Source organism: Paracoccus sp. ME4 (genome assembly GCF_046736325.1).
Taxonomy (GTDB): Bacteria; Pseudomonadota; Alphaproteobacteria; order Rhodobacterales; family Rhodobacteraceae; genus Paracoccus.
Window position 1 is genome coordinate 1,694,781 of sequence record NZ_CP151276.1, and the last position, 21,214, is coordinate 1,715,994.

General features: G+C 69.4%; 24 protein-coding genes and 3 tRNA genes. 8 read left to right on the top strand and 19 right to left on the bottom strand.

Features of this window, described 5'->3' with window-relative positions; genetic code table 11:
- Position 1 precedes the first annotated feature (1 nt).
- From AACG61_RS08685 to AACG61_RS08695, 3 genes are all read right to left on the bottom strand, one after another.
- Positions 2-901: a lysophospholipid acyltransferase family protein gene (locus AACG61_RS08685; RefSeq protein ID WP_411836747.1), complete on the bottom strand. Its 900-nt coding sequence runs from the start codon at positions 899-901 to the stop codon at positions 2-4.
- Complete coding sequence (locus AACG61_RS08690) at positions 898-1,623, bottom strand: GNAT family N-acetyltransferase (RefSeq protein ID WP_411839483.1); 726 nt, start codon at positions 1,621-1,623, stop codon at positions 898-900. Before AACG61_RS08690 ends, AACG61_RS08685 begins: the two co-directional genes overlap by 4 nt.
- A gap of 196 nt (positions 1,624-1,819) precedes the next feature.
- Positions 1,820-1,999, bottom strand: a complete 180-nt coding sequence (locus tag AACG61_RS08695) for a DUF3553 domain-containing protein (RefSeq protein ID WP_411836748.1) — start codon at positions 1,997-1,999, stop codon at positions 1,820-1,822.
- Positions 2,000-2,039: 40 nt separating this feature from the next.
- Here AACG61_RS08695 and AACG61_RS08700 point away from each other — a divergent pair, with 40 nt between their 5' ends.
- The gene (locus AACG61_RS08700) at positions 2,040-2,663 is read left to right on the top strand and encodes a histidine phosphotransferase family protein (protein WP_411836749.1); all 624 of its coding nucleotides are present in this window, start codon (positions 2,040-2,042) and stop codon (positions 2,661-2,663) included.
- Here the strand turns inward: AACG61_RS08700 and AACG61_RS08705 are convergent.
- The 5 genes from AACG61_RS08705 to AACG61_RS08725 all read right to left on the bottom strand — a co-directional run bounded on the left by AACG61_RS08705 (position 2,660) and on the right by AACG61_RS08725 (position 6,104).
- Positions 2,660-3,925, bottom strand: a complete 1,266-nt coding sequence (locus AACG61_RS08705; RefSeq protein WP_411836750.1) for a glutamate-5-semialdehyde dehydrogenase — start codon at positions 3,923-3,925, stop codon at positions 2,660-2,662. The two genes, AACG61_RS08700 and AACG61_RS08705, sit on opposite strands and share 4 nt — an antisense overlap.
- A gap of 70 nt (positions 3,926-3,995) precedes the next feature.
- Positions 3,996-4,072, bottom strand: a tRNA-Asp gene (locus tag AACG61_RS08710).
- Positions 4,073-4,100: 28 nt separating this feature from the next.
- Positions 4,101-4,177: transfer RNA gene (locus AACG61_RS08715), tRNA-Asp, on the bottom strand.
- 206 nt (positions 4,178-4,383) lie between these two features.
- The gene (locus AACG61_RS08720) at positions 4,384-4,902 is read right to left on the bottom strand and encodes a PRC-barrel domain-containing protein (protein ID WP_411836751.1); all 519 of its coding nucleotides are present in this window, start codon (positions 4,900-4,902) and stop codon (positions 4,384-4,386) included.
- 56 nt (positions 4,903-4,958) lie between these two features.
- Complete coding sequence (locus tag AACG61_RS08725) at positions 4,959-6,104, bottom strand: anhydro-N-acetylmuramic acid kinase (protein WP_411836752.1); 1,146 nt, start codon at positions 6,102-6,104, stop codon at positions 4,959-4,961.
- Positions 6,105-6,161: 57 nt separating this feature from the next.
- Here AACG61_RS08725 and tyrS point away from each other — a divergent pair, with 57 nt between their 5' ends.
- From tyrS to grxD, 5 genes are all read left to right on the top strand, one after another.
- Positions 6,162-7,400, top strand: coding sequence for a tyrosine--tRNA ligase (tyrS, locus tag AACG61_RS08730; protein ID WP_411836753.1), 1,239 nt, complete (start codon positions 6,162-6,164; stop codon positions 7,398-7,400).
- A 121-nt stretch (positions 7,401-7,521) separates the two neighbouring features.
- On the top strand, positions 7,522-7,674 hold the full coding sequence (locus tag AACG61_RS08735; RefSeq protein ID WP_411836754.1) for a hypothetical protein: 153 nt from the start codon (positions 7,522-7,524) through the stop codon (positions 7,672-7,674).
- A gap of 85 nt (positions 7,675-7,759) precedes the next feature.
- Complete coding sequence (locus AACG61_RS08740; protein ID WP_411836756.1) at positions 7,760-7,927, top strand: hypothetical protein; 168 nt, start codon at positions 7,760-7,762, stop codon at positions 7,925-7,927.
- A gap of 115 nt (positions 7,928-8,042) precedes the next feature.
- Entirely contained in the window at positions 8,043-8,285 is a 243-nt protein-coding gene (locus AACG61_RS08745) for a BolA/IbaG family iron-sulfur metabolism protein (protein WP_411836757.1), read from the top strand.
- Positions 8,286-8,320: 35 nt separating this feature from the next.
- Positions 8,321-8,683 carry a Grx4 family monothiol glutaredoxin gene (gene grxD / locus AACG61_RS08750; protein WP_411836758.1) on the top strand — a complete coding sequence of 121 codons (363 nt, stop codon included), beginning with the start codon at positions 8,321-8,323 and terminating at the stop codon, positions 8,681-8,683.
- Positions 8,684-8,731: 48 nt separating this feature from the next.
- Here the strand turns inward: grxD and AACG61_RS08755 are convergent, their stop codons facing one another.
- The 6 genes from AACG61_RS08755 to AACG61_RS08780 all read right to left on the bottom strand — a co-directional run bounded on the left by AACG61_RS08755 (position 8,732) and on the right by AACG61_RS08780 (position 13,201).
- Positions 8,732-9,385: a phage holin family protein gene (locus tag AACG61_RS08755; RefSeq protein WP_411836759.1), complete on the bottom strand. Its 654-nt coding sequence runs from the start codon at positions 9,383-9,385 to the stop codon at positions 8,732-8,734.
- An 11-nt stretch (positions 9,386-9,396) separates the two neighbouring features.
- Positions 9,397-9,828, bottom strand: a complete 432-nt coding sequence (locus AACG61_RS08760) for a YqjD family protein (protein ID WP_411836760.1) — start codon at positions 9,826-9,828, stop codon at positions 9,397-9,399.
- Between the two features lie 111 nt (positions 9,829-9,939).
- Positions 9,940-10,023: transfer RNA gene (locus AACG61_RS08765), tRNA-Leu, on the bottom strand.
- Between the two features lie 110 nt (positions 10,024-10,133).
- Positions 10,134-11,090 carry a lipoyl synthase gene (gene lipA / locus AACG61_RS08770; protein ID WP_411836761.1) on the bottom strand — a complete coding sequence of 319 codons (957 nt, stop codon included), beginning with the start codon at positions 11,088-11,090 and terminating at the stop codon, positions 10,134-10,136.
- A gap of 85 nt (positions 11,091-11,175) precedes the next feature.
- Positions 11,176-12,090: a LysR substrate-binding domain-containing protein gene (locus AACG61_RS08775; protein WP_411836762.1), complete on the bottom strand. Its 915-nt coding sequence runs from the start codon at positions 12,088-12,090 to the stop codon at positions 11,176-11,178.
- A gap of 67 nt (positions 12,091-12,157) precedes the next feature.
- A complete protein-coding gene (locus AACG61_RS08780) occupies positions 12,158-13,201 on the bottom strand; it encodes a DUF6456 domain-containing protein (RefSeq protein WP_411839484.1) in 1,044 nt (347 codons plus the stop codon).
- A 308-nt stretch (positions 13,202-13,509) separates the two neighbouring features.
- Here AACG61_RS08780 and AACG61_RS08785 point away from each other — a divergent pair, with 308 nt between their 5' ends.
- The gene (locus AACG61_RS08785; protein ID WP_411836763.1) at positions 13,510-13,845 is read left to right on the top strand and encodes a DUF6477 family protein; all 336 of its coding nucleotides are present in this window, start codon (positions 13,510-13,512) and stop codon (positions 13,843-13,845) included.
- 4 nt (positions 13,846-13,849) lie between these two features.
- Here the strand turns inward: AACG61_RS08785 and AACG61_RS08790 are convergent, their stop codons facing one another.
- Positions 13,850-15,412, bottom strand: coding sequence for a helicase HerA-like domain-containing protein (locus tag AACG61_RS08790; protein ID WP_411836764.1), 1,563 nt, complete (start codon positions 15,410-15,412; stop codon positions 13,850-13,852).
- 491 nt (positions 15,413-15,903) lie between these two features.
- On the opposite strand from AACG61_RS08790, the gene AACG61_RS08795 reads away from it, so the two are divergent.
- Entirely contained in the window at positions 15,904-16,671 is a 768-nt protein-coding gene (locus AACG61_RS08795; protein ID WP_411836765.1) for an invasion associated locus B family protein, read from the top strand.
- A gap of 67 nt (positions 16,672-16,738) precedes the next feature.
- Here AACG61_RS08795 and AACG61_RS08800 read toward each other — a convergent pair whose 3' ends face one another.
- From AACG61_RS08800 to AACG61_RS08815, 4 genes are all read right to left on the bottom strand, one after another.
- Entirely contained in the window at positions 16,739-17,947 is a 1,209-nt protein-coding gene (locus AACG61_RS08800; protein ID WP_411839485.1) for a beta-ketoacyl-[acyl-carrier-protein] synthase family protein, read from the bottom strand.
- 86 nt (positions 17,948-18,033) lie between these two features.
- Positions 18,034-18,300, bottom strand: a complete 267-nt coding sequence (locus AACG61_RS08805; RefSeq protein ID WP_411836766.1) for an acyl carrier protein — start codon at positions 18,298-18,300, stop codon at positions 18,034-18,036.
- A gap of 13 nt (positions 18,301-18,313) precedes the next feature.
- The gene (gene lpxD / locus AACG61_RS08810) at positions 18,314-19,414 is read right to left on the bottom strand and encodes a UDP-3-O-(3-hydroxymyristoyl)glucosamine N-acyltransferase (RefSeq protein WP_411836767.1); all 1,101 of its coding nucleotides are present in this window, start codon (positions 19,412-19,414) and stop codon (positions 18,314-18,316) included.
- A 63-nt stretch (positions 19,415-19,477) separates the two neighbouring features.
- Entirely contained in the window at positions 19,478-21,136 is a 1,659-nt protein-coding gene (locus AACG61_RS08815) for a L,D-transpeptidase family protein (protein ID WP_411836768.1), read from the bottom strand.
- Between the last annotated feature and the right edge of the window lie 78 nt (positions 21,137-21,214).

The window sequence follows — 21,214 nt, forward strand, 5'->3', positions numbered from 1 at the left end:
CCTACGCATCCTTTGGTGTGTCTGTCGGCTGAACGGGCGAGATATGGGACGGTGTCCCGGCTGGCAACCCGGAATCAAGCATAGCGCCCATGACGCCCGCGCGCACCAATTCTTCGGACTTGACAGCCAGGGACTTGCGCGTCTGGCCGGCCGTGGCCAGCGGCGGATGCAGGGTCACGACCACCCCGCCCTGCCGCGGCGCGGCCAGCACGCTCAGCAGATGCGGCCCCAGATCCATGTCCCCCCACCAGGCGTAGAATCGCGGATCGGCGCCGTCGGGCGCGCGATAGTCCGCGCTGACCGGCTGGACCGCCAGCCCGGCGGGCAGATCTGGGGCCAGGAAGCCCTGGAACAGCGTGGGCTTGAACGGCAGCACCCGCCGTCCGTCGGTCGACGTGCCTTCCGGAAAGAACAGCAGCCGGTGCCCCGCGCGGGTGCGGGCGGCGAATTCCTCGGCCTGCGCGGCGGCCAGGCGGGGGTCGCGAGCCACGAAATGCGTGTCGGTCACGCGGGTCAGGATGTTGATGCCGGGCCAGGAGGCCACCTCCGCCTTGCTGACGAAGATCACCGGCAGGGCCGCGTTCAGCACCAGGATGTCCAGCCAGCTGGAATGGTTCGCGACGACCGCCCCCGGCCCGCGCATCGGCTGCCCGACCCGCCGCCAGCGGATGCCAATGCAGGCCAGCACCAGGCGGCAAACGAGCTGCACGTGCGGCCCGGTCCAGGGGCGGCGGCGGCCGTGGACCAGCCGCTCGATCCCGCGCAGGGGCAGGATCAGCGCGACGCCCAGCAGCAGGACCAGAACCGCGGGCAGGCCGCGCCGGATCACCCGCCACCAACCCGCCACGCCCCGCGGGCCGGGCAGCGGCATGGGGTCACCCTCGCGCCAGGTCGCGCTCATGCGGGCTGCCAGCGGCTTTCGTAGAACTGCTTGTGCTTGGCCGACATGGCCGCCGTGTCCATCAGCAGAAAGACGTCGGTCGTGTTGAAGGCCCGGTCGATGAAGGCCCCCTCGCCCACCATGCCGCCAAGGCGGAGATAGGCCTTGATCAGCGCGGGCATGGCCAGCATCGCCTCGCGGCGGTCGATCCGCTCGGGGGGCAGCAGATCCATGGACTGAAAGCCCTCGGGCCGCGCGCGCGGCCGCAGCGCCTCGGGGGCCAGGTGGTTGTGGTGCAGCCAGGCCAGCGGCGGCGCCAGCATCGCGGCATCGGTGCCGTGAAAGCTGGCTACGCCGAACAGGATCTGGATGCCGTGATCCAGAACGTAATCGGCCAGCGCGTTCCACATCAGAAACATCGCCGCCCCGCCCCGATGCTCGGGATCGACGCAGGACCGGCCCAGTTCCAGCAGCGGCCGCCCGCTGGCCCGCAGCGGCGCCAGATCGTATTCGCCATCGCAGTAGAACCGCCCGAAGCCCGCCGCGACATCGCTGCGCAGCAGGCGATAGACGCCCACGACATGATCCAGCGCCTCGGGATCGCGGCGCGTGTCGATCAGGCACAGGTGATCGACGACCGGGTCGAACTCGTCCCGCTCCAGCCGCGCGTCGTGATCGACCAGCGGGCCGGTGCCGCCCAGCTCCTCGACGAAGACGCGATAGCGCAGGCGCTGCGCCGCCATCAGGTCCCGGGGCGTGACGGCAAGGCGGATCTCGAAGAAGGCGGGGTCGGTTCGGTTCACGGCATGTCCGTTTCAGCAGGTGCCGACTGTCTAGGCCAGGGCGGGGCCGCAATGCAACACGCAGCCGCCCCCGCGCCAAGTTCCGCTTGCGCCCCGCAACCCCCGGTTGCATCCTTGCGCGGCAACGTTCAGGAGTTCACATGCCGCCCAGGTTCAGGATCTGCAAGGTCACCCGACGCCCGTCGATGACCTGCTTGCCCGCCTCGGCGAAGTTGACGGTGATGCGGTCGCCGATGCGCGACTGCACCTGGCCCTCGCCCCATTCGGGGGCACCGGGATGACGCACGATCATGCCGGGTTCCAGGATGTCGTTCACCGCAGGCTCCTTGGTCCATTCAACGCAAAGGGTATCACGGATGACGGTTGATACAATGCCGATCGCAGCGGGCGATCTGGCCGCCCTGCTGGGCTCGCGGCTGTGCCACGACCTGGTCTCGCCCCTGGGCGCGATCGGCAACGGGGTCGAACTCTTGGAGATGTCGACGGACTTTCCGGGCATCGCCCAATCGGCCGAGATGCGGCTGATCGCCGAGGCGGTCGCTGCCGCGCGCACGCGGATCCAGGCCTATCGCATGGCCTTCGGCATGGCGCAGGGCGATCAGCGCATCGGCCGGGCCGAGCTGGGCCGACTGCTGGAGGGCATCGCGGCGCAGGGCCGGCTGCAGATCACGCTGGACGCGGCGGGCGACTTTCCGCGCCCCGAGATCCGCATGCTGACCCTGGCGCTGATGTGCGTCGAGACCGCGCTGCCATGGGGCGGGCGGGTGATCGTGCTGCGCGACGGGGCAGCGTGGCGGCTGGTCGCGGAATGCGACCGCGCGCGCGTGGACCCGGATCTCTGGGCCTGGCTGGACGGTCGCCAGCCGCGACCCCTGGCCCCGTCCGAGGTGCATTTCGCCCTGCTGGCCGAGGCCGCGCGCGCCCAGTCCCGCCCCCTGCGCCACGAATTCGACGCGACCGGGGGCGAGATCGCGTTCTAGGCGCGGATCGTCCCGTCGCCGGTGACCAGATACTTGAAGCTGGTCAGCTGCTCGGCGCCCACCGGCCCGCGGGCATGCATCTTGCCCGTGGCGATGCCGATCTCGGCGCCCATGCCGAACTCTCCACCGTCCGCGAACTGGGTCGAGGCGTTGCGCATCAGGATCGCGCTGTCCAGCCCGGCAAAGAACCGCTCGGCGGTCGCGTCATCCTCGGTCAGGATCGATTCGGTGTGCTGGCTGCCGTGGCGGCGGATATGGGTGATGGCCTCCTCCACCCCGTCCACCAGCTTTGCGGCGATGATCATGTCCAGAAACTCGCGCCCGAAATCGTCGGGCTGCGCCGGGACGGTGCCGGGGATGCGCGCCAGCTCGCCCTCGGCCCGGACCTCGACGCCCGCCTCCAGCAGGTCGCGGATCAGCACGTCGCCATGGCGCGCGAAGAACGCCCTGTCGATCAGCAGGCACTCCGCCGATCCGCAGATGCCGGTCCGCCGGGTCTTGGCGTTCAGCACCACGCGGCGCGCCTTCTCCAGATCGGCGGCGCCGTCGGCATAGACGTGGCAGATGCCCTCCAGATGCGCAAAGACCGGCACGCGGGCCTGCTCCTGCACCAGGCCCACCAGCCCCGTGCCGCCGCGCGGAATGATGACGTCGATCAGCCCCTGCGCGCCCAGCATGGCGCTGACCGCCGCACGGTCGCGGGTGGGGACCATCTGGATCGCGGTCTCGGGCAGGTCTGCCGCGCGCAAACCCTCGACCATGCAGGCATGGATCGCGGCGCTGGAATGCAGGCTTTCCGAGCCGCCGCGCAGGATCACCGCATTCCCCGACTTCAGCGCCAGCGCGCCGGCATCGGCGGTGACATTCGGACGGCTCTCGTAGATCACCCCGATCACGCCGATTGGCGTGCGCACGCGGCGGATGTGCAGGCCGGTGGGCCGGTCCCATTCCGCGATGACCTGGCCCACGGGATCGTCCTGCCCCGCGACGTCGCGCAGGCTGCCCGCGATGGCGTCCAGCCGCGCATCGTCCAGCCGCAGCCGGTCCAGCATCGCGTCGGACAGACCCTTGTCGCGGGCGAACTGCAGGTCGCGGGCATTGGCGGTCAGGATATCGGCGTGACGCGCGTCGATGGCGTCGGCTGCGGCGCGCAGGGCCGCGGCCTTGGGTCCGGCTGGCGTCTGCGCCAGGATCACGGCCGCCTCGCGGGCGGCGCGTCCCAAAGCGTCGATCAGTTGCCGGGCCTGGACCATGTCCGTCATCGCATCCTCCGATATGCACGATTTCGGCGCCGTCTTAGCGCGATCCGGATCGGGAGGGAAAGGGAAGAAATGGCGCGGTTGACGGGGCTCGAACCCGCGACCCCCGGCGTGACAGGCCGGTACTCTAACCAACTGAGCTACAACCGCGCATTTCCTTCGGGCGAATGATGAGTTGTGGCGCGGTTGACGGGGCTCGAACCCGCGACCCCCGGCGTGACAGGCCGGTACTCTAACCAACTGAGCTACAACCGCCCAACTCATCCCCCGGACGATCGCCCGCCGGGGTGAGAGGGGGTTTACGCAGGGCGCGCCCGCCCGTCAAGGGCGCAGTGGGCATAATCGTCACGAATATGCCCGAAAACATACAACGCCTTGAATACAGACGAACATTTCGTCCGCGCAGGAAAAAGGGGGCGTCTTTCGACGCCCCCGCATACCGTGAACACACTCTGTCCGGATCAGTCGTCCAGCAGTGCGCCGTCCGCGATCTCGGGCAGGGCTTCCAGCTCTTCCTGGGTATGGTTGGTCACGAAGACCGTGCTGTCGCCCCACAGGACGGCATCGTCAAAGTCCGCCAGACGGACCAGGTCCGGCGACAGCAGCACGTTGCGCTCGCCCATGCCCAGGAAGCCACCGATATCTGCGGAATAGCCGATCACCTGACCGTCGGCCGACAGGATCACGTCCTCGACCTCACCGATCTGGGTCCAGTCGTCGGGGCGTGCGGTGCCCCAATCGGCTTCGTCATCCCATGCGGTGGTGGCGGGCTGGTTGGTGGTGTAGATCGCCAGACCCTCGAACCAGTCGGCGCTGATGCCGGGGTTCGCCTCGGAGAGCATTGTCGCATCCATCGCGGCGGCCGGAGCGGTCATCGGTGCGGTCTCGGTGGCCGTACCGGCGGCAGGCGCGGTCGCGGTCTGGGCAAAGGCCTGTGCGCCGAAGGTCAGGGCAGCCGCAGTGATCAGCAGGGTCTTCATTCTAGGTCTCCGCATCAATTTCCTGATTTGACGGCGTTTTCGCCATCATCAGGTCATCAACGCAGGCCCGGCGGCACCGTTCCCTTAACATTTGTCGTCCCGCCCCGACGCGGGTGGCTGATGCGCCCGCCGCAGACCGGTTCGGGAGCAGCCGTCGTCGTCGGACCCGAGATCGGCAGCCCCCGCAGGACCCGCACCGCCAGCCAGCCGAAGGCCTGCGCCTCCAGCATGTCGCCGTTCAGGCCGATCGCCTCGACCGGGGCGACGGGCATGGGCAGGGCGCGCGACAGGGCTTCCATCATGGCGCGGTTGTGGCGCCCCCCGCCGCAGACCAGGAGCCGTGCGGGCGGCGCGGGCAGCCAGGCGAGCCCCGCGGCCACCGCCCCGGCCGCGGCGGCCACCAGCGTCGCCGCCGCATCCGCGTCCGACAGGCCCGCGACACCGTCGGAGAGCCCGGCGAAGGAGTCGCGGTCCAGCGACTTGGGCGCGGGGCGTGAGAAATAGGGATGCGACAGGAATGCGGCCAACGCAGCAGCGTCGGGGCGGCCCGACAGGGCCAGCGCCCCGCCCTCGTCCCGCGCCTGCCGCCTGCGCGCGCGCATCAGGTCGTTCAGGGGCGCGTTGGCGGGGCCGGTGTCGAAGGCCAGGCAGGCGCCCGGCGCCTCGGGCGCGTCGGCGGTCGGATCGACCCAGCTGATGTTGCCGACACCGCCCAGATTGAGGAAGGCCACCGGCCCGGGCTGAAGCGTCCCCTGCCCCGCTGCCCACTCCGCGCAGGCCCAATGGAAGAACGGCACCAGCGGCGCACCCTCGCCGCCGCGACGCACGTCCTCGGACCTGAAGTCCCAGACCACCGGGCGGCCCGTCGCACGCGCCAGCGCTGCGCCGCTGCCGGCCTGATGGGTGCCCCGCCCGCGCGGGTCATGGGCCAGGGTCTGGCCGTGAAACCCGATCAGCTGCGCATCGGCAAAGCCCGCGGCCAGATCGGCATGGGCGGCCTCGATGAGGGCCGCGACATCCGGCACCGCAGGGTCGTCCGGCCAGCGCCCCAGCCCGTCATGCAGCGCCGCCTGTTCGTTGTCGGAGAAGGCCCGGAAGGCATGGGCGCCGAACGCTCCGATGCGGATGCCGTCGGTGTCGATCAGCGCGGCATCGACCCCGTCCAGCGACGTGCCAGACATCATTCCCAAAGCCCGGATCATCGCTTTTCCTTCGCTGCCCCAGACTGTATATCGCGCGCAGACAGAAGGATGAACCCCATGACCTACCAGCCCAAGTCCGACTTCCTGCGCATCATGTCCGAGCGCGGCTATCTGGCCGACTGCACGGATTACGAAGGCCTGGACCGGGCGCTGCTGGCGGGGCCGATCACGGCCTATATCGGCTATGACGCGACGGCGGCCAGCCTGCACGTCGGGCATCTGCTGAACATCATGATGCTGCGCTGGTTCCAGAAGACCGGCAACCGGCCGCTGACCCTGATGGGCGGCGGCACGACCAAGGTCGGCGATCCGTCCTTCCGCAGCGACGAACGTCCGCTGCTGGACGATGCCGCGATCCAGGCCAACATCGACGGGATGGGCCGGGTCTTCGCCCGCTACCTGGATTACGGCCCCGGCCAGGCGACGATGCTGAACAATGCCGAATGGCTGGACGGTCTGAACTACCTGACCTTCCTGCGCGACATCGGGCGGCATTTCAGCGTCAACCGCATGTTGTCCTTCGAATCGGTGAAGTCTCGGCTGGACCGCGAGCAGTCGCTGTCCTTCCTGGAATTCAACTACATGATCCTGCAGGCCTACGACTTCCTGGAGCTGAACCGCCGCCATGGCTGCGTGCTGCAGATGGGCGGGTCGGACCAGTGGGGCAACATCGTCAACGGCATCGATCTGACGCGGCGGGTGGACGATGCGCAGGTCTGGGGCCTGACCTCGCCGCTGCTGACGACCAGCGACGGGCGCAAGATGGGCAAGTCGGCGGGCGGGGCCACGTGGCTGTCGGCCGACATGCTGTCGCCCTATGAATTCTGGCAGTTCTGGCGCAACACCACCGATGCCGATGTCGGCCGGTTCCTGAAGCTCTATACCGAGATCCCGGTCGCGGAATGCGAGCGGATGGGCGCGCTGCAGGGGGCCGAGATCAACGAGGCCAAGGTCCGCCTGGCCAACGAGGTCACGACCCTGCTGCACGGTGCCGAAGCCGCGGCCAGCGCCGAGGCGACCGCCCGCCGCGTCTTCGAGGAAGGCGGCGCGGGCGGCGATCTGGAGGTGGCCACCCTGCCCGCCCACAGCGACGGCCTGACCATCGCGCAGGCCCTGGTCCAGTCCGGCATCGTCGCCAGCGGCAAGGAGGTCAAGCGCCTGATCGCCGAGGGCGGCCTGCGCGCCGACAACGCCCTGGTCACTGACCCCCAGCAGCTGGTCGAGCGTGCCGCGCTGGAGGCGGGCATCAAGATCTCGGTCGGCAAGAAGAAGCACCGGATGCTGCGTCTGGCGTGATCTGACCTGACTGCATGGCTGCCTTGCACCCGCCCTGACCTTGCGTCAGGGCGGTTTCATTTTGAGCCGTCAGTCAATATCTGACCGTCACGGGAGGAAACGCCCTGATCGGAGAAGACCCATGTCGCAGGACACCCAGAAACCGCTGAGCATCGCGGACCGCAAGCGCAGCCAGCAGGCCGATGCCGCGCTGGAGCAGATGTTCGGATACTATGCCCGCGAGGACAGCCCCCGCGCCGTGGTCAGCGAGCTGGACGCCCGCCGCGCCGCCTGACGCGGATACGGGCGCACATAAGGCGGAACTGCATTCCGCCTTCCCGCGTCTGTCCTTGAGAACCGGACATCTCAAGGAGAACCCCATGAAATTCGTGACCATCGGACTGTTTGGCGCCGCGCTGGCGCTGTCGGCCTGCGGAACCACGGTCGGCGAGCGTGCCGCGACCGGCGGCCTGGGCGGCGCGGCCGTCGCCGGACCCGCTGGTGCGGTCGTCGGCGGCACCGTCGGCGCCATCAGCGCCACGCAGTAACGCCGTCCTGCAGGACCATGACGGCCGCGCCCTCGGGTGCGGCCGTTGTCGTGTCGGCCTTGCGGCCCCATGCGCCATCACCTACATCTGGTACGACACGAGACGAGGATCACCCATGGCCATGGAAGCGCATGATATCGAGGCCCTGCTGCGGGCGTCGTTCCCCCACGCCCGGATCACCATCACGGACCTGGCCGGGGACGGCAACCACTACGCCGCCGAGGTCATCGACGAGAGCTTTCGCGGGCTGAACCGCGTCCAGCAGCAGCGCGCCGTCTATGCCGCGCTGCAGGGCAAGATGGACGGCCCGGCGGGCGAGCTGCACGCCCTGGCCCTGACCACCAAGGCGCCCGACTGAGCGCCTCCACAGACCGACCAGAAGGACTGCCACCTATGAGCGACGCGAACACGCGCATCCAGGACCTGATCGACCGCAACGACGTCGTCCTGTTCATGAAGGGCACCAAGGAGATGCCGCAATGCGGGTTCTCCAGCCGCGTGGCGGGGGTGCTGAACTACATGGGCATCGCCTATGAGGACGTTAACGTGCTGTCCGACGCCGACATCCGTCAGGGCATCAAGGATTTCTCGGACTGGCCGACCATCCCGCAGCTTTATGTCAAGGGAGAGTTCGTGGGCGGCTGCGACATCATCACCGAGATGACGCTGTCCGGAGAGCTGGACGACCTGCTGGCCAAGAAGGGCGTGGCCTTCGACAAGGCCGCAGCCGACAAGATCCGCGAAGCGAACGCCTGATCACCGCGCCGGACCAAATGAAGAGGGCGCCCGTCGGGGCGCCCTTTTCTACATCAAATCATCGTAGTCGTCATGCCCGCCGCGACGTTCGCGGATCGCGGCGGCCAATGTGACGCCGACCGCGAAGGCGCCGATCAGCTTGGCCATGCTGCCAGGGTTGCTGTCCGAGGCGGCGCGGACCGTATAGGCGGCGTCGTGCAGCCGGTCCTTTGCGGCATGAAGGTTGCCGGAGGTCAGGCCGACTGCCCGCGCCGTGTCGCGTACGGTGCCGAACAGACGCTCCTCGGCCTCGCCGGCGAACCTGCTTGCCCGGTCACTGGCCTGACCCATCAGCGAACTGGCCTTGCTCTCGGCCAGATCGACGACCTTGGTCGCCTCAGCCCGCACCTTGCCGACCGCGGCATCGGTCGCCAGCGAGACGCGGGCGCTTACCTCGCGACGGACGTCGTCCGACGTAGGCATCCGGTGCTTCTGCCGCGACGACATCGCCACGAGGATGAGCGAGACCAGAAGCAGCCCCCCCGCGATAGCCAGTGACGCGAACGTCGGACCCCAGTCCAGATCGGTCGCCAGCCACGACCACAAGGCGGCCGTCAGGAAACCGAAGGCGGCCAGACCGACCACACCGGCGACGGCCTTCAGGGCCGCGCGCCGGGCGGTGTCGCCGACAGCCAGTTTGGCGTGTCGGACGAAATCGAACATTTCGTCCTGCCTCAGCGACGCGAGATCAGCAGGCCGACCAGGAAGCCGATGCCGGCCGCGATGCCCAGAGCCTGAGCCGGGTTGCGGCGCACCATCTCGGAGACCTCGTCGTAACGCTCCTCGGCGTAATGCGCGACCTCATGGGCCTTCTGCTGGCCGGCCTCGTACAGGCGCTCGGCCTCGACGCGGGCCTTGTCGGCATAGTCATGGGTCACGTCGCGGGCGCGGTCGACATACTGACGGCCCGCCTCGACCACGTCCTCGGCCAGCGCGGCGCCATGTTCCTTGATGCGCGCGGCGCTCGGGTTGTCGCCCAGCTTGCGGGCGGTGTCACGCACGTCGTCTGCCACGCGGCGCGCACCGTCCTGCAGGTCGCGCTTGGCTTCGTTCGCTGCGGCTTGGGCGTCGCGCTTGATGTCGTCGGCGGTGGGGTTCTGTGCCATGGTATGTCCTTTCACAGGTGTCTTGTCACCTTCGTTGGACAAACCGTCGCAGGGGGCGATTGTTCCCGCAGGAGCGCAGATTCTTTGCCGCTGCGGGACGATGAAAGGGCGTGGTAGGGGCGGTCGGACTCGAACCGACACTCATTGCTGAAACGGATTTTGAATCCGTCGCGTCTACCATTCCGCCACGCCCCCGAACCTGTCAGGCGCCCTTCCGGCGCGGCCCCGATGGGACCGCTGCGCATGGCGTAAATCCGGGGGCGCGCTTTTGCAAGAGGTCATCGCGACCCCGGCACGCGGCTGGATCAGGCGCGGCCCAGCTTGGCCAGCCGTGCGTCGCGCAGCCGCGCGAAGTCGTCGCCCGCGTGATAGGACGAGCGGGTCAGCGGCGTGGCCGAGACCATCAGGAAGCCCTTGCCGTAAGCCGCCTTCTCATAGCCCGCGAACTCCTCGGGGGTCACGAAACGGTCGACGCGGTGATGCTTGGGGGTGGGCTGCAGGTACTGGCCGATGGTGATGAAGTCGATATCGGCCGCGCGCATGTCGTCCATCACCTGAAGGACGCCCTGACGGTCCTCGCCCAGGCCGACCATGATGCCGGATTTGGTGAACATCGTCGGGTCCATCTCCTTGACCCGCTGAAGCAGGCGCAGCGAGTGGAAATAGCGCGCGCCCGGACGCACCTCCGGGTAGAGGCCGGGCACCGTCTCCAGATTGTGGTTGAAGACGTCGGGACGCGCCTCGACCACGGTCTCCAGCGCGCCGGATGCGGATTTCAGGAAGTCCGGCACCAGCACCTCGATCGTCGAGGTCGGAGAGCGGTGGCGGATCGCGCGGATGGTCTGGGCGAAATGCTCGGCCCCGCCGTCGGACAGGTCGTCGCGGTCCACGCTGGTGATGACGACATGGTTCAGGCCCAGCTTCTGGACGGCATGGGCGACGCGGCCCGGCTCGAACGTGTCCAGCGCCTGTGGCTTGCCGGTGGCGACATTGCAGAAGGTGCAGCCGCGGGTGCAGATCTCCCCCATGATCATCATGGTCGCGTGGCCCTGGCTCCAGCATTCGCCGACATTGGGGCAGCCCGCCTCCTCGCAGACGGTCGACAGGCGGTTCTCGCGCAGCAGGTCGCGCGTCGCCTTGTAGCCCGCCGAGGTCGGCGCCTTGACGCGAATCCAGTCCGGCTTCTTGGGCTGGGCCTGGTCGGGTCGGTGCGCCTTTTCCGGGTGGCGCTGATCCGGGATCCTGAGGTCGCGCAAGGTCATGGTCCTTTCGGTCGCGGTTCGCTCTGAAATAGGCGCTTTGGCCGCGCTTGGCAACGCATCGGCGGCGGGGCCGCACGCATGGCGATCATGCGTGCCCCGATTGCAGCAGCGGCTCGGCCGCCTGCCGCAGGATAGCCGCCAGATCGTCAAACCAGCCCTGCGCCGGGGTCGTCGCGCGGCGCATCAGGACCACCTGCCGGGCGGGCTGGGGGTCGGGAAAGCGGATCGCGGTCAGGCCGGGCGCGGCGGCCAGCTCCTGCCGGCGGGCCAGTTCGGGCAGGAAGGTCAGGCCCATGCCCTGCGCGGCCAGCCGGCACAGCGTCGACAGCGACGCCGCACCCAGATCCAGCCGGGCCGTGCGGCGGTTCAGCCCGCAGACCTCCAGCGCCTGGTCGCCCAGACAGTGCCCCTCATCCAGCAGCAGCAGCTGACCGGGGTCCAGCGCATCTGGGGCCGGACCTTTCGCGCCCAGCCCCGCGATGCGCGCCGCGCTGCCGGCCAGCAGAAAGCGGTCTGCGAACAGCGGCACCGCGCGCGTGGTCGATCCGTCCTGCGGGCTGGCCACCACGATCGCGTCCAGCCGCCCCGAGGCCAGCTCGTCCAGCAGCCGGTCGGTCTGGGCCTCGCGCAGGTGCAGGTCGCGCCCGATGTCGCGCGCCCGCAGGATGGGCAGCGCCTCGGGCAGCAGATAGGGGGCGACAGTGGGGATCATGCCCAGCATCAGCCGACCGCCGCGTCCCGGCTGACGCAGGTCCTGCTCCAGCTCCAGCATGCCGTCCATAATGCGCTGCGCATGGGCCTCCAGCGCCCGCCCCTGCGGGGTCAGCACGACGCCTTGGGGCGTGCGCTCGACCAGCCGGGAGCCCACGGCCTCCTCCAATGCGCGGATCTGCATGGACAGGGCGGGCTGGGTGACGTTGATCGCCTCGGCCGCGCGCGTGAAGTGCATGTGCTGGGCCAGCGACAGGAAGTAGCGCAACTGGCGCAGCGTGATGTTCATAAGACGACCTGATCCTGACGGGTGGCGGGCTTTGGCACAGCTTATCGCCGACCGCGCCCCGCAGCAATCAGCCGATCAGCGGAGAGCCCTTGCCGTAGGTCTCGGCATAGTGCCGCTCCAGCCGCATCAGCGCCAGGCGCAGCACGATCTTGCCCGACCGCGCGGACCAGCCCAAGCGGCGCTCGGTCAGCTCGATCCCCTCCAGGAAGCAGCAGACGCGCAGCACGACATCGCCCAGGCCCGGACCCAGATCGCGCAGCGCCACGGCGACCCGGTCGCGCGCCGATTCCGATCCGCCGCGATAGCCCCCGCCCCCGCGCGACACGTCGATCCCCGAGGTCATGAACCCGTCCCAGTTCTGGGTGACGCGCGGCCCCATCTGCGCCAGTTCGAAATCCTCGCGCAGACGCTCGCCCGCGGTGACCATGCCGGGGGACAGGAAGGGCTGGCCGTCATGGTCGCGCCGTCGCGCCAGCACCAGAAGCGGGCTTTCGGCGATGTTCACGCGGGCCTGGCGACGGCGGCCGTCCTCGGGGTCCTCGATCACCCGCTCCTCCCAGATGCGGTGGCGGTCGCCGTGATCGAAGCCCGCCTGCGCCTCGGCCATGCCGGTCGGTGCGTCGTGGACGGGACTGGCATCGGCGAAGGCCGCCGGCCCGGGCACGGCGTTGCGCTGGCGCGGAGAGCGCAGCATCTCCCGCAGCGCCTCGCGGCCGCCCGGCGCGATGACATAGCGCAGGATGCGACCGCCGCCCGACGCCTGCACCACCCATCCCTTCAGGGCCAGCGTCTCTGCCAGGGACCGGTCCAGGACGGCGGTGCGGATGTCGTCGCGGGTGACGATGGCCTTGTCCATGCCGGGGGCGGTGGCCATCACCGCGCCGGGTTCGGCCAGGCGGCGCAGCACGCGCAGCATCTGCCGCTCGTCCGCGCGGGGGCGCTGATCGGTGCGCGGGGCCAGCGCCGCATCGACCAGCGGATCGTCGCGGCGGGCCTCGAAACGGCGGATGCGGCGCAGGATGGTCGAGGCATGGCACCCCGCCTCGCGCGCCAGGGCCCGGATCGTCACGCCCTGTTCGACATGGCGCAGATACAGCTGGGCGTCCTGCATGCGCTCATCGGGCGCCTGCGACGGTTGTTGTGCCTGCGCACGGTGCTCCGCGTCGTCCGCGTGGATGGCGAAATCACCGGTCAAAATGGTCATGTCAGGTCCCTTGTCGTCCTCGGGCGGCCCGGCAGACTGCCACCCTGGGTTGAGTTTTTCCCTGTGGTTAACAGGATCTTTCTGCACATAGCCGCAACATTCCCTAACAATTCCTAAAGAAGCCCTGCCTCAGCGCGCGATGCGTCGGGGCTTTTGGCAACACACGTCACGGTTGTGTGAAGCTGCGGTCGTGGCAGATGAAAAGGACCCGCCCCATGAGCAATGCATCGAATGTGATCGCCTTCCGTCCGCGCCCCGCGAATCATGGGATGCGCCGGCCCGCGACGCTGATCCGGGCCGCCCGCGAGGGTCAGCGCGGCTGGCGGCGCGACCGCGACCTGCCGCGGCTGCTGCGCAGCGACCGCTGCCCCGCGCCGGGTGCGCTGCTGTCACGCCTGCGGGCCGAGGAGGAGATCCAGAACGACATGCGCCTGATGCAGGATGCCGAATACGACATGCGCCGGCACGTCCTGCTGATGATCGCGATCCTGGCCGAGATGCGCGCCGCCATCGACGCCGCACCGCAGGCCGCGGCCGCGATCGCGCGGTGACCGGTCAGCGTTTCCGGATCAGCGAACCAAGCACGCCCCGGACCAGCGCCTGCCCGGTCCGGTTGCCCAACTGCCGGGCCAGGCTCTTGCCGAAGGTCTCGACGATGCTGTCGGACCGGCCGCGCGACGGTGCCTTGGGCTTCGGCGCCTGATAGGGTCGCCCCCGCCCGCCCGGCGCGGAGCCGTCCCGCGCGGGCATGTCGAACAGATCGTCATCCGCGGGGCGCCGCTCCGCCGCCTCGGCCGCCGCGGTGGTCTTGCGCGCCAGCATCTCATAGGCCGAATCCCGGTCCAGTGGTGCGTCGTATTTCAGCCCCATCCCGGACGCCGTGCGGGCGGCCGCACGCTCCTCATCGGTGATCGGTCCGACTTGGCTGAAGGGGGGCCGGATCAGCGTCCGCTGCGCCACGCCCGGAACGCCCTTTGGTTGCAGGAACGAGGTCACGGCCTCGCCGGTGCCGACCTGCTGGATCGCCTCGGCGATCGAGAAGTCGGGATTGGGCCGATAGTTCTGCGTCGCCTCGCGCAGCGCCTTCTGGTCCTTGGCCGTGAAGGCGCGCAGCGCATGCTGCACGCGGTTTCCCAGCTGACCCAGCACCGATTCCGGAACGTCGGCCGGGTTCTGCGTCACGAACCAGATGCTGACCCCCTTGGACCGAATCAGCCGCGCCACCCGCTCGACCTTCTCGATCAGCGCCTTGGGCGCGTCGTCGAACAGCAGATGCGCCTCGTCGAAGAAGAATGCCGCGACGGGGCGGTCGGGGTCGCCGACCTCGGGCAGCTGTTCGAACAGCTCCGACAGCAGCCACAGCAGAAAGGTCGCGTAAAGCCGCGGCGCGTTCATCAGCCGCTCGGCCGCGAGGATGTTGATGACACCGCGTCCGTCCGCATCGCGGCGCAGGATGTCGGACAGTTCCAGCGCCGGTTCGCCGAACAGATTGGCCCCGCCCTCGGTCTCCAGGACCAGCAGGGCGCGCTGGATCGCGCCGACGCTGGCCGCGCTGATATTGCCATAGCGCAGCGACAGGTCGGCGGCGTTCTGCCCCACCCGGACCAGCACCGCCTGAAGGTCGCGCAGATCCAGAAGCGGCAGCCCCTCCTCCTCCGCGACGCGGAAGGCGATGGCCATGACCCCCTCCTGCGCCTCGGTCAGGTCCATCAGCCGCGCCAGCAGCAGCGGCCCCATCTCGGCCGGGGTGGTGCGGACGGGATGGCCCTGCACCCCCCAGACATCCCAGAAGGTCACCGGAAAGGCGCGATAGGCCAGCGCCAGCCCGATCTGCGCGGCGCGGGCGGCAAAGGGTTCGTGCAGCTTGCCATCCGCGGAACCCGCCTTGGCAAGGCCCGACAGATCGCCCTTGATGTCGGACAGGAACACCGGCACGCCTGCCAGGGACAGGCTCTCGGCCAAGGTCTGCAGGGTCACGGTCTTGCCTGTGCCCGTCGCGCCCGCGATCAGCCCGTGGCGGTTGGCCAGCTTCAGCAGCAGATGCTCGGGCACCGCATGGCCAGGCCCCGCGCCGCCCACGAAGACCGTTCCCGCCGCCGCATCCAGCAGTTCCGCCATCGCACCCTCCGACCCTGAAAACATCTGCAACGCACGTCTTGAAAAGACATTTTTAATGCTTTCATGGCAAGTTGAAGTTGTCCGGATCGTCGGTGACGGGCCGGACCTTCCTCCCTGTTGGACTGCCGCGCCCTCGGGTGCGGCTTTTTTCTGCGCGAATGCCGGAAATGGGTCTCGCGCCGACGCGATGTGATCGCGCCGCTGCGGAACGGCTGTTGACTGATCACGCCCGCGCGACTAGGTTTTGACGCAATGATGACCGGCCAGTCCGGCAGGGAGACTACGCAAAGCGTCGGAGGCCGTGGGGAAACCACGGCCTTTCGCATGTCTGCCAGACGCATGACGCGCCGTTCCGGTTCCCGATCCCCCTTCTTTCCGGGTGACGGCGGCTTCAAGCCAAGGTGAGCCGGAGCGATCCGGCGGGCGGCTGACAAGGCCGCGACGCCGTGCTAGATCAGCCGCAATGCATTGAGCAAAAGAAAGAAAGATCAATGGTCACCAAACATTCGACCGCGCTGCTGGCAGCTCTCGCCCTGATGTCGGCTCCGGTCTTCGCCCAGGAGACGGCGCCCGCGACGGATGCCCCCGCTGCCGAGACGCCCGCGGCCGAGGCGCCTGCAACCGATGCACCCGCAGCCGAGACGCCTGCCGCCGACGCACCGGCGGCGGACGCCGCTCAGGCGCCTGCGGAGGGCGCTGCACCGGCCCGCGATCCGGAGGGCCCCGGCAGCTACTATGCCAAGTCCGAGCATGGCGAATGGACGATCCGCTGCATCCGCGCCGGTCAGGGCAAGGACCCCTGCGAGATGTACAAGTTGCTGACCGACGCGGATGACAACGCCGTCGCCGAACTGACCATGGTCCCGCTGGCCAATGGCGAGGTCGCCGCCGGCGCCACGCTGGTCGCGCCGCTGGAGACGGACCTGATCAAGGGCCTCGGCGTGCAGATCGATTCGGGCGAGACGCGCGGCTATCCGTTCAGCTTCTGCGCGCCGGTCGGCTGCGTGGCGCGGATGGGCTTCACCAATCCCGAACTGGCGGCGATGAAGGCCGGCAGCAATGCCACGATCCAGCTGCTGCCCTTCGGCGGCGACCCGGAGCAGCCGGTGCAGTTGAGCATGTCGCTGTCGGGCTTCACTGCGGCCTTCGACGAACTGACCGCCTATGCGGCGGCACCTGCCCCCGAAGGCCCGGCCGCCGATGCGGCGGAGGAGGCCCCCGCCGAAGACGCCCCGGCCGAGGACGCGCCCGCGAACTGATCCGCCGGACCGTCGCAGACGACAAGGCCGCGCCCCGACGGGCGCGGCCTTTCACATGGCACAAGCGTCAGACGCGGCGCAGCGCGATGACCGCGTTCAGCCCGCCAAAGGCGAAGGCGTTCGACAGCACGGCATCGACGCGCACCTCGCGCGCCTCGTTCGGGACCACGTCCAGCGCGCATTCCGGGTCCGGCTCCTGATAGCCGATCGTGGGCGCGATCACCCCGTCGCGCAGGGCCATGATGCAGGCCAGAAGCTCGACCGCGCCGGTGCCGCCGATCAGGTGACCGTGCATCGATTTCGTCGACGAGATCATCAGCCGGTCCGCGTGATGGCCGAAGGCATGGGCCACGGCGGCGCATTCGGTCTTGTCATTGGCCGCGGTGCCCGTTCCATGGGCATTGATATAGCCGATATCCTCGCGGTTCAGCCCGCCATCGACCATCGCCCCGGTGATGGCGCGCTCGGCCCCCTGGGCCGAGGGCATGACGATGTCCTGCGCGTCCGATGACATGGCGAAGCCCACGACCTCGGCCAGGATCTCGGCGCCGCGGGCGCGGGCATGCTCGTAATCCTCAAAGACGAAGACGCCCGCACCCTCGCCCTGAACCATGCCGTTGCGGTTGGCGCTGAAGGGGCGGCAGGCGTCCTTGGACATGACGCGCAGCCCCTCCCAGGCCTTGACGCCGCCAAAGCACAGCATCGCCTCCGAGCCGCCCGACAGCATCACGTCCGCCGCCCCCGAACGCACCATCTGGAAGGCCAGCCCCATCGCGTGGTTGCTGCTGGCGCAGGCGGTGGCGACGGTGAAGGCCGGGCCGCGCAGGCCGAACTCCATGCTGACATGGGACGCGGCCGCATTGTTCATCAGCTTCGGCACGACGAAGGGATGGACGCGGTTCTTGCCCTCCTCGTAGACGGCGCGGTAATTCTCGTCCCAGGTGTTCAGCCCGCCGCCCGCCGTGCCCAGCACGACCCCAGACCGCAGCCCGAGTGCGCCCTGGAAATGCAGGCCCGACTGCTCGACCGCCTGCTTTGCGGCCAGCAGGGTGAACTGGGTGAACTTGTCGTAAAGCAGGATCTGCTGGCGGTTGAAGTAGGTCTCGGGGGTCCAGTCATGGACCTGCGCGCCGATCTGGATCGACAGACGGTCCACGTCGCGGAAATCCAGCGCCGTGATCCCGCAGCGCCCCTCGCGGAAGGCCGCCAGCGTCGAGGCCACGTCATGGCCAAGCGCGTTGATCGTGCCGGCCCCGGTGATGACCACGCGGCGCATCCCGTCCCGACGGGTCAGGTCGCCCGCCGGACGGATGGCGGGCGCCGCGCGCCCCGCATCGATCATCGCTTCGTCGGCGGGCCCGCTCATCCGGCCTTTTCCGCGACCAGCCGCCGGACGGCCGCGATGATCGTGCCCATGGTCGAGATGTCGAAATCGGACTTGTCGGGCTCGTTGGCGTTGAAGGGGATGGTGATGTCGAACTCCTCCTCCAGCGCGAAGATCGATTCGACCAGCCCCAGGCTGTCGATACCCAGATCGGCCGGGGTGGAGTCGTCGGTGACCTGGTCGGGGTCCAGCATGGCCTGTTCGGCGATGATGGCCCGGATGCGCTGCGTGATGTCGTCTGTCATGTCGCCCTCCTGCTCAGCCCTTTTCCAACAGGCGTGTAACGGTTTCCTGAAGCTTTGCCAGCTGTGTCGCGAAACGCGGCAGGCGGCGCATGGCTTTCTGGATCTCCAGCTGCGTCTCCATCTTGACGGCGGGGTTGCCCAGGATCACCCGGCCCGCGGGCACGCGGGTGAAGATCTTGGCCGCACCGCCGGCGATCACGTCGTCGCCGATCTGGATGTTGTCGTTGACGCCGACCTGCCCGGCCAGCACCACCCGGTCGCCGATCACCGACGACCCTGCCACGCCCACCTGGCTGCACAGCAGGCAGTCGCGCCCCACCACAACATTGTGGCCCAGCATCACCAGGTTGTCGATCTTGGTGCCGCTGCCCACGCGGGTCGAGCGGATCGTGCCGCGGTCGATGGTGGCATTGGCGCCGATCTCGACATCATCGCCCAGCTCGACCGCGCCAAGCGAATGGATGCGGGTGTAATGCTGCTGCTTGATCCCCTCGCGGGTGCCCAGGGTCCGGCGGATCTCCTCGATGCCCGATTCCTCCGGCGTCACGAAGGAGAAGCCGTCGCCGCCGAGCACCGCGCCGGGCTGCACGATCAGGCGGTCGCCCGCCACCACGTCATGCCCGATGCGCACGCCGGGATGGATCAGCGCGTCATCGCCGATGCGCGCGCCGCGCCCGATGCTGACATGCGCGCCGATCCGCGCCCGCGCGCCGATGCGCACGCCCGGCCCGACGACCACGAAGGGCGCGATGGCCGCACCCTCGCCGATCTCGGCCGCAGGGTCGATCACGGCCGAGGGATGGATGCCCGGCGCGATGTCGGGTCCCCGGTCGAAGGCCCGCGTCAGCCCCGCCATGACCAGACGGGGCCGCGGCGCAAAGATCGCGGCCTTCAGGCCATAGGCCTCGGGGTCCATGCCCTCGGCCAGGATCGCGATGCTTCCGGGTGTCAGGCGTTCGGCGTATTTCGGGGCCATCGCCATGGCCAGCACACCGCCCTCGGGGCCGGCCGGCCCGACGGATGCGGGCTCGGCCGCCCCCGTCACCGCGATCGACGCATCGCCCCAGCAGCGCGCGTCCAGAGCCCGCGCCAGCTCTCCGATTGTCAGGACCATGGTCCCCCCTTTCGGGCCGGGACTTAGCCTGTTTGCGCCCTCGCTTCCAGTGCCTGCGTGCCGTCAGGGCCGCGGCGGCAGCTCGGCCAGCCGCTCGGGCGCGGCGGCGCCGAAGCCCTGATCCTCCAGCGCCTGCCAGATGCGGGCATCGCGGCCATAGATGTCGTCGAACAGCCGCACCGTGCCGTCGGCATCGGGCCATGCGGTGAAGTAGACCAGATGGACCGGCACCGCCGGCTCCAGCTTCAGCCAGATCTCACGCTCGCGGTCGCGGGCGCGCTGGAACATGGCGGCCGGGTCGTCCGTCTGGCGCGACAGCAGCGCACGGGCCAGATCGACCGGGTCGCCGATGCGGATGCAGCCGTTCGACTCGGCCCGCACGCGGTTGGCGAAGAGGTGCTTGGACGGCGTGTCGTGCAGATAGATGTTCCAGGGGTTCGGAAAGATGAACTTGACGACGCCCAGGGCATTGTCGTCGCTCGGCTTCTGGCGCAGGCGGAACGGAAAGCTGGAGGCGCTGTAGCGCGAGAAGTCGATGCCGTCGCGCGCCAGCACCCGCCCCTGCCCGTCCACCACGTCCAGATGCGACAGCGCATGCCGGTTGGCCTGCAGGCGCGGCAGATAGTCCCGCATCGCGATGGAGCGCGGCACGTTCCAGCTGGGATTGACCACCACGTTCGACATCAGCTCCGAGAATTCGGGCGTGCGCATCTCGGGGGTGTCCTTGCCCATGACGCTGCGGGTGCGGAACACCTCCTGCCCGTTCTCGACGATGACGGTGGTGAATTCGGGGATGTTCACCCAGACATGCCGGCTCTCGACATCCGCGCCGGCCATCCAGCGCAGCCGCTCCAGCGCGACGACGATCGCGCGCTGGCGGGCGTCCTGACCGCCCGTCGCGTCGCCGTTCAGCAGCGCCAGCGTGCGCGGCCCGGCGATGCCGTCGGCCGGCAGACCCGCCACCCGCTGATAGGCCGCGACCGCATCCGCAAGCGTCGCGTCGAAGGCCGTCGCATCGCCGCCCGCCGATGCGAAGCCGATGGCGCTCAGCCGCCCGCGCAGCGCCGCCACGCCGTCGCCGCGGTCGCCGGGCCGCCACACGCCAACGGGGACGCGCGGCAGATCGGCGGGCACGACCAGCGCCGCCGGCCCTGCCAGCGCCTCCTGCAGCGTGGCGTAGGCCGGGTGGCGGGGCGCGGCATCGGCCAGCACCGCCGCGGGATCGGCCGCCGCTTGGAACCGGGCCAGCAGCCGCGCCATCGCGGCGCGGTCGGGGCGCCGCTTGATCTCGGGGTCGACGCGGCCGGGGTCCAGCACGCCGCCCGTCAGGTCGCGCAGCAGCCGAGACAGGGCGCGCGCATGGGCCAGCTCGGCCGCCAGATCGTCTGCGCCAGCTGTCAGCGTCTCAGGGCGATAGCGGGCGGAGGGAATGCCGTGGCGCGGCGCGGCGGCGATGCCCGCGCGCAGGGCCGCGCGACGCGCCTCGGATTCGGGACCCAGGAAGATCGGACGCAGGCCGTTGCCGCCATAGAAGGCGGCCAGATCCGGATCGCCCGCCACCGCCAGCGCCAAGGCCATCTGCGCCTCGGAGAAGTCCAGCCGTGGCGCCGCGGCCACGGTCACGCGATCGAGAGCACCCTGTGACCGAACCGGCCCCGCGACCCCGCCCATGGCCACCGACAACGTCAGCGCCGCCACGCCCAACCGCATCAGAACCGACATGACACACCCCTCAGAACAGACCCCGATCATCCCACAGCCGCGCCCGCCGCGCCATGCCCCAGCCCCTTGAAGGCATGG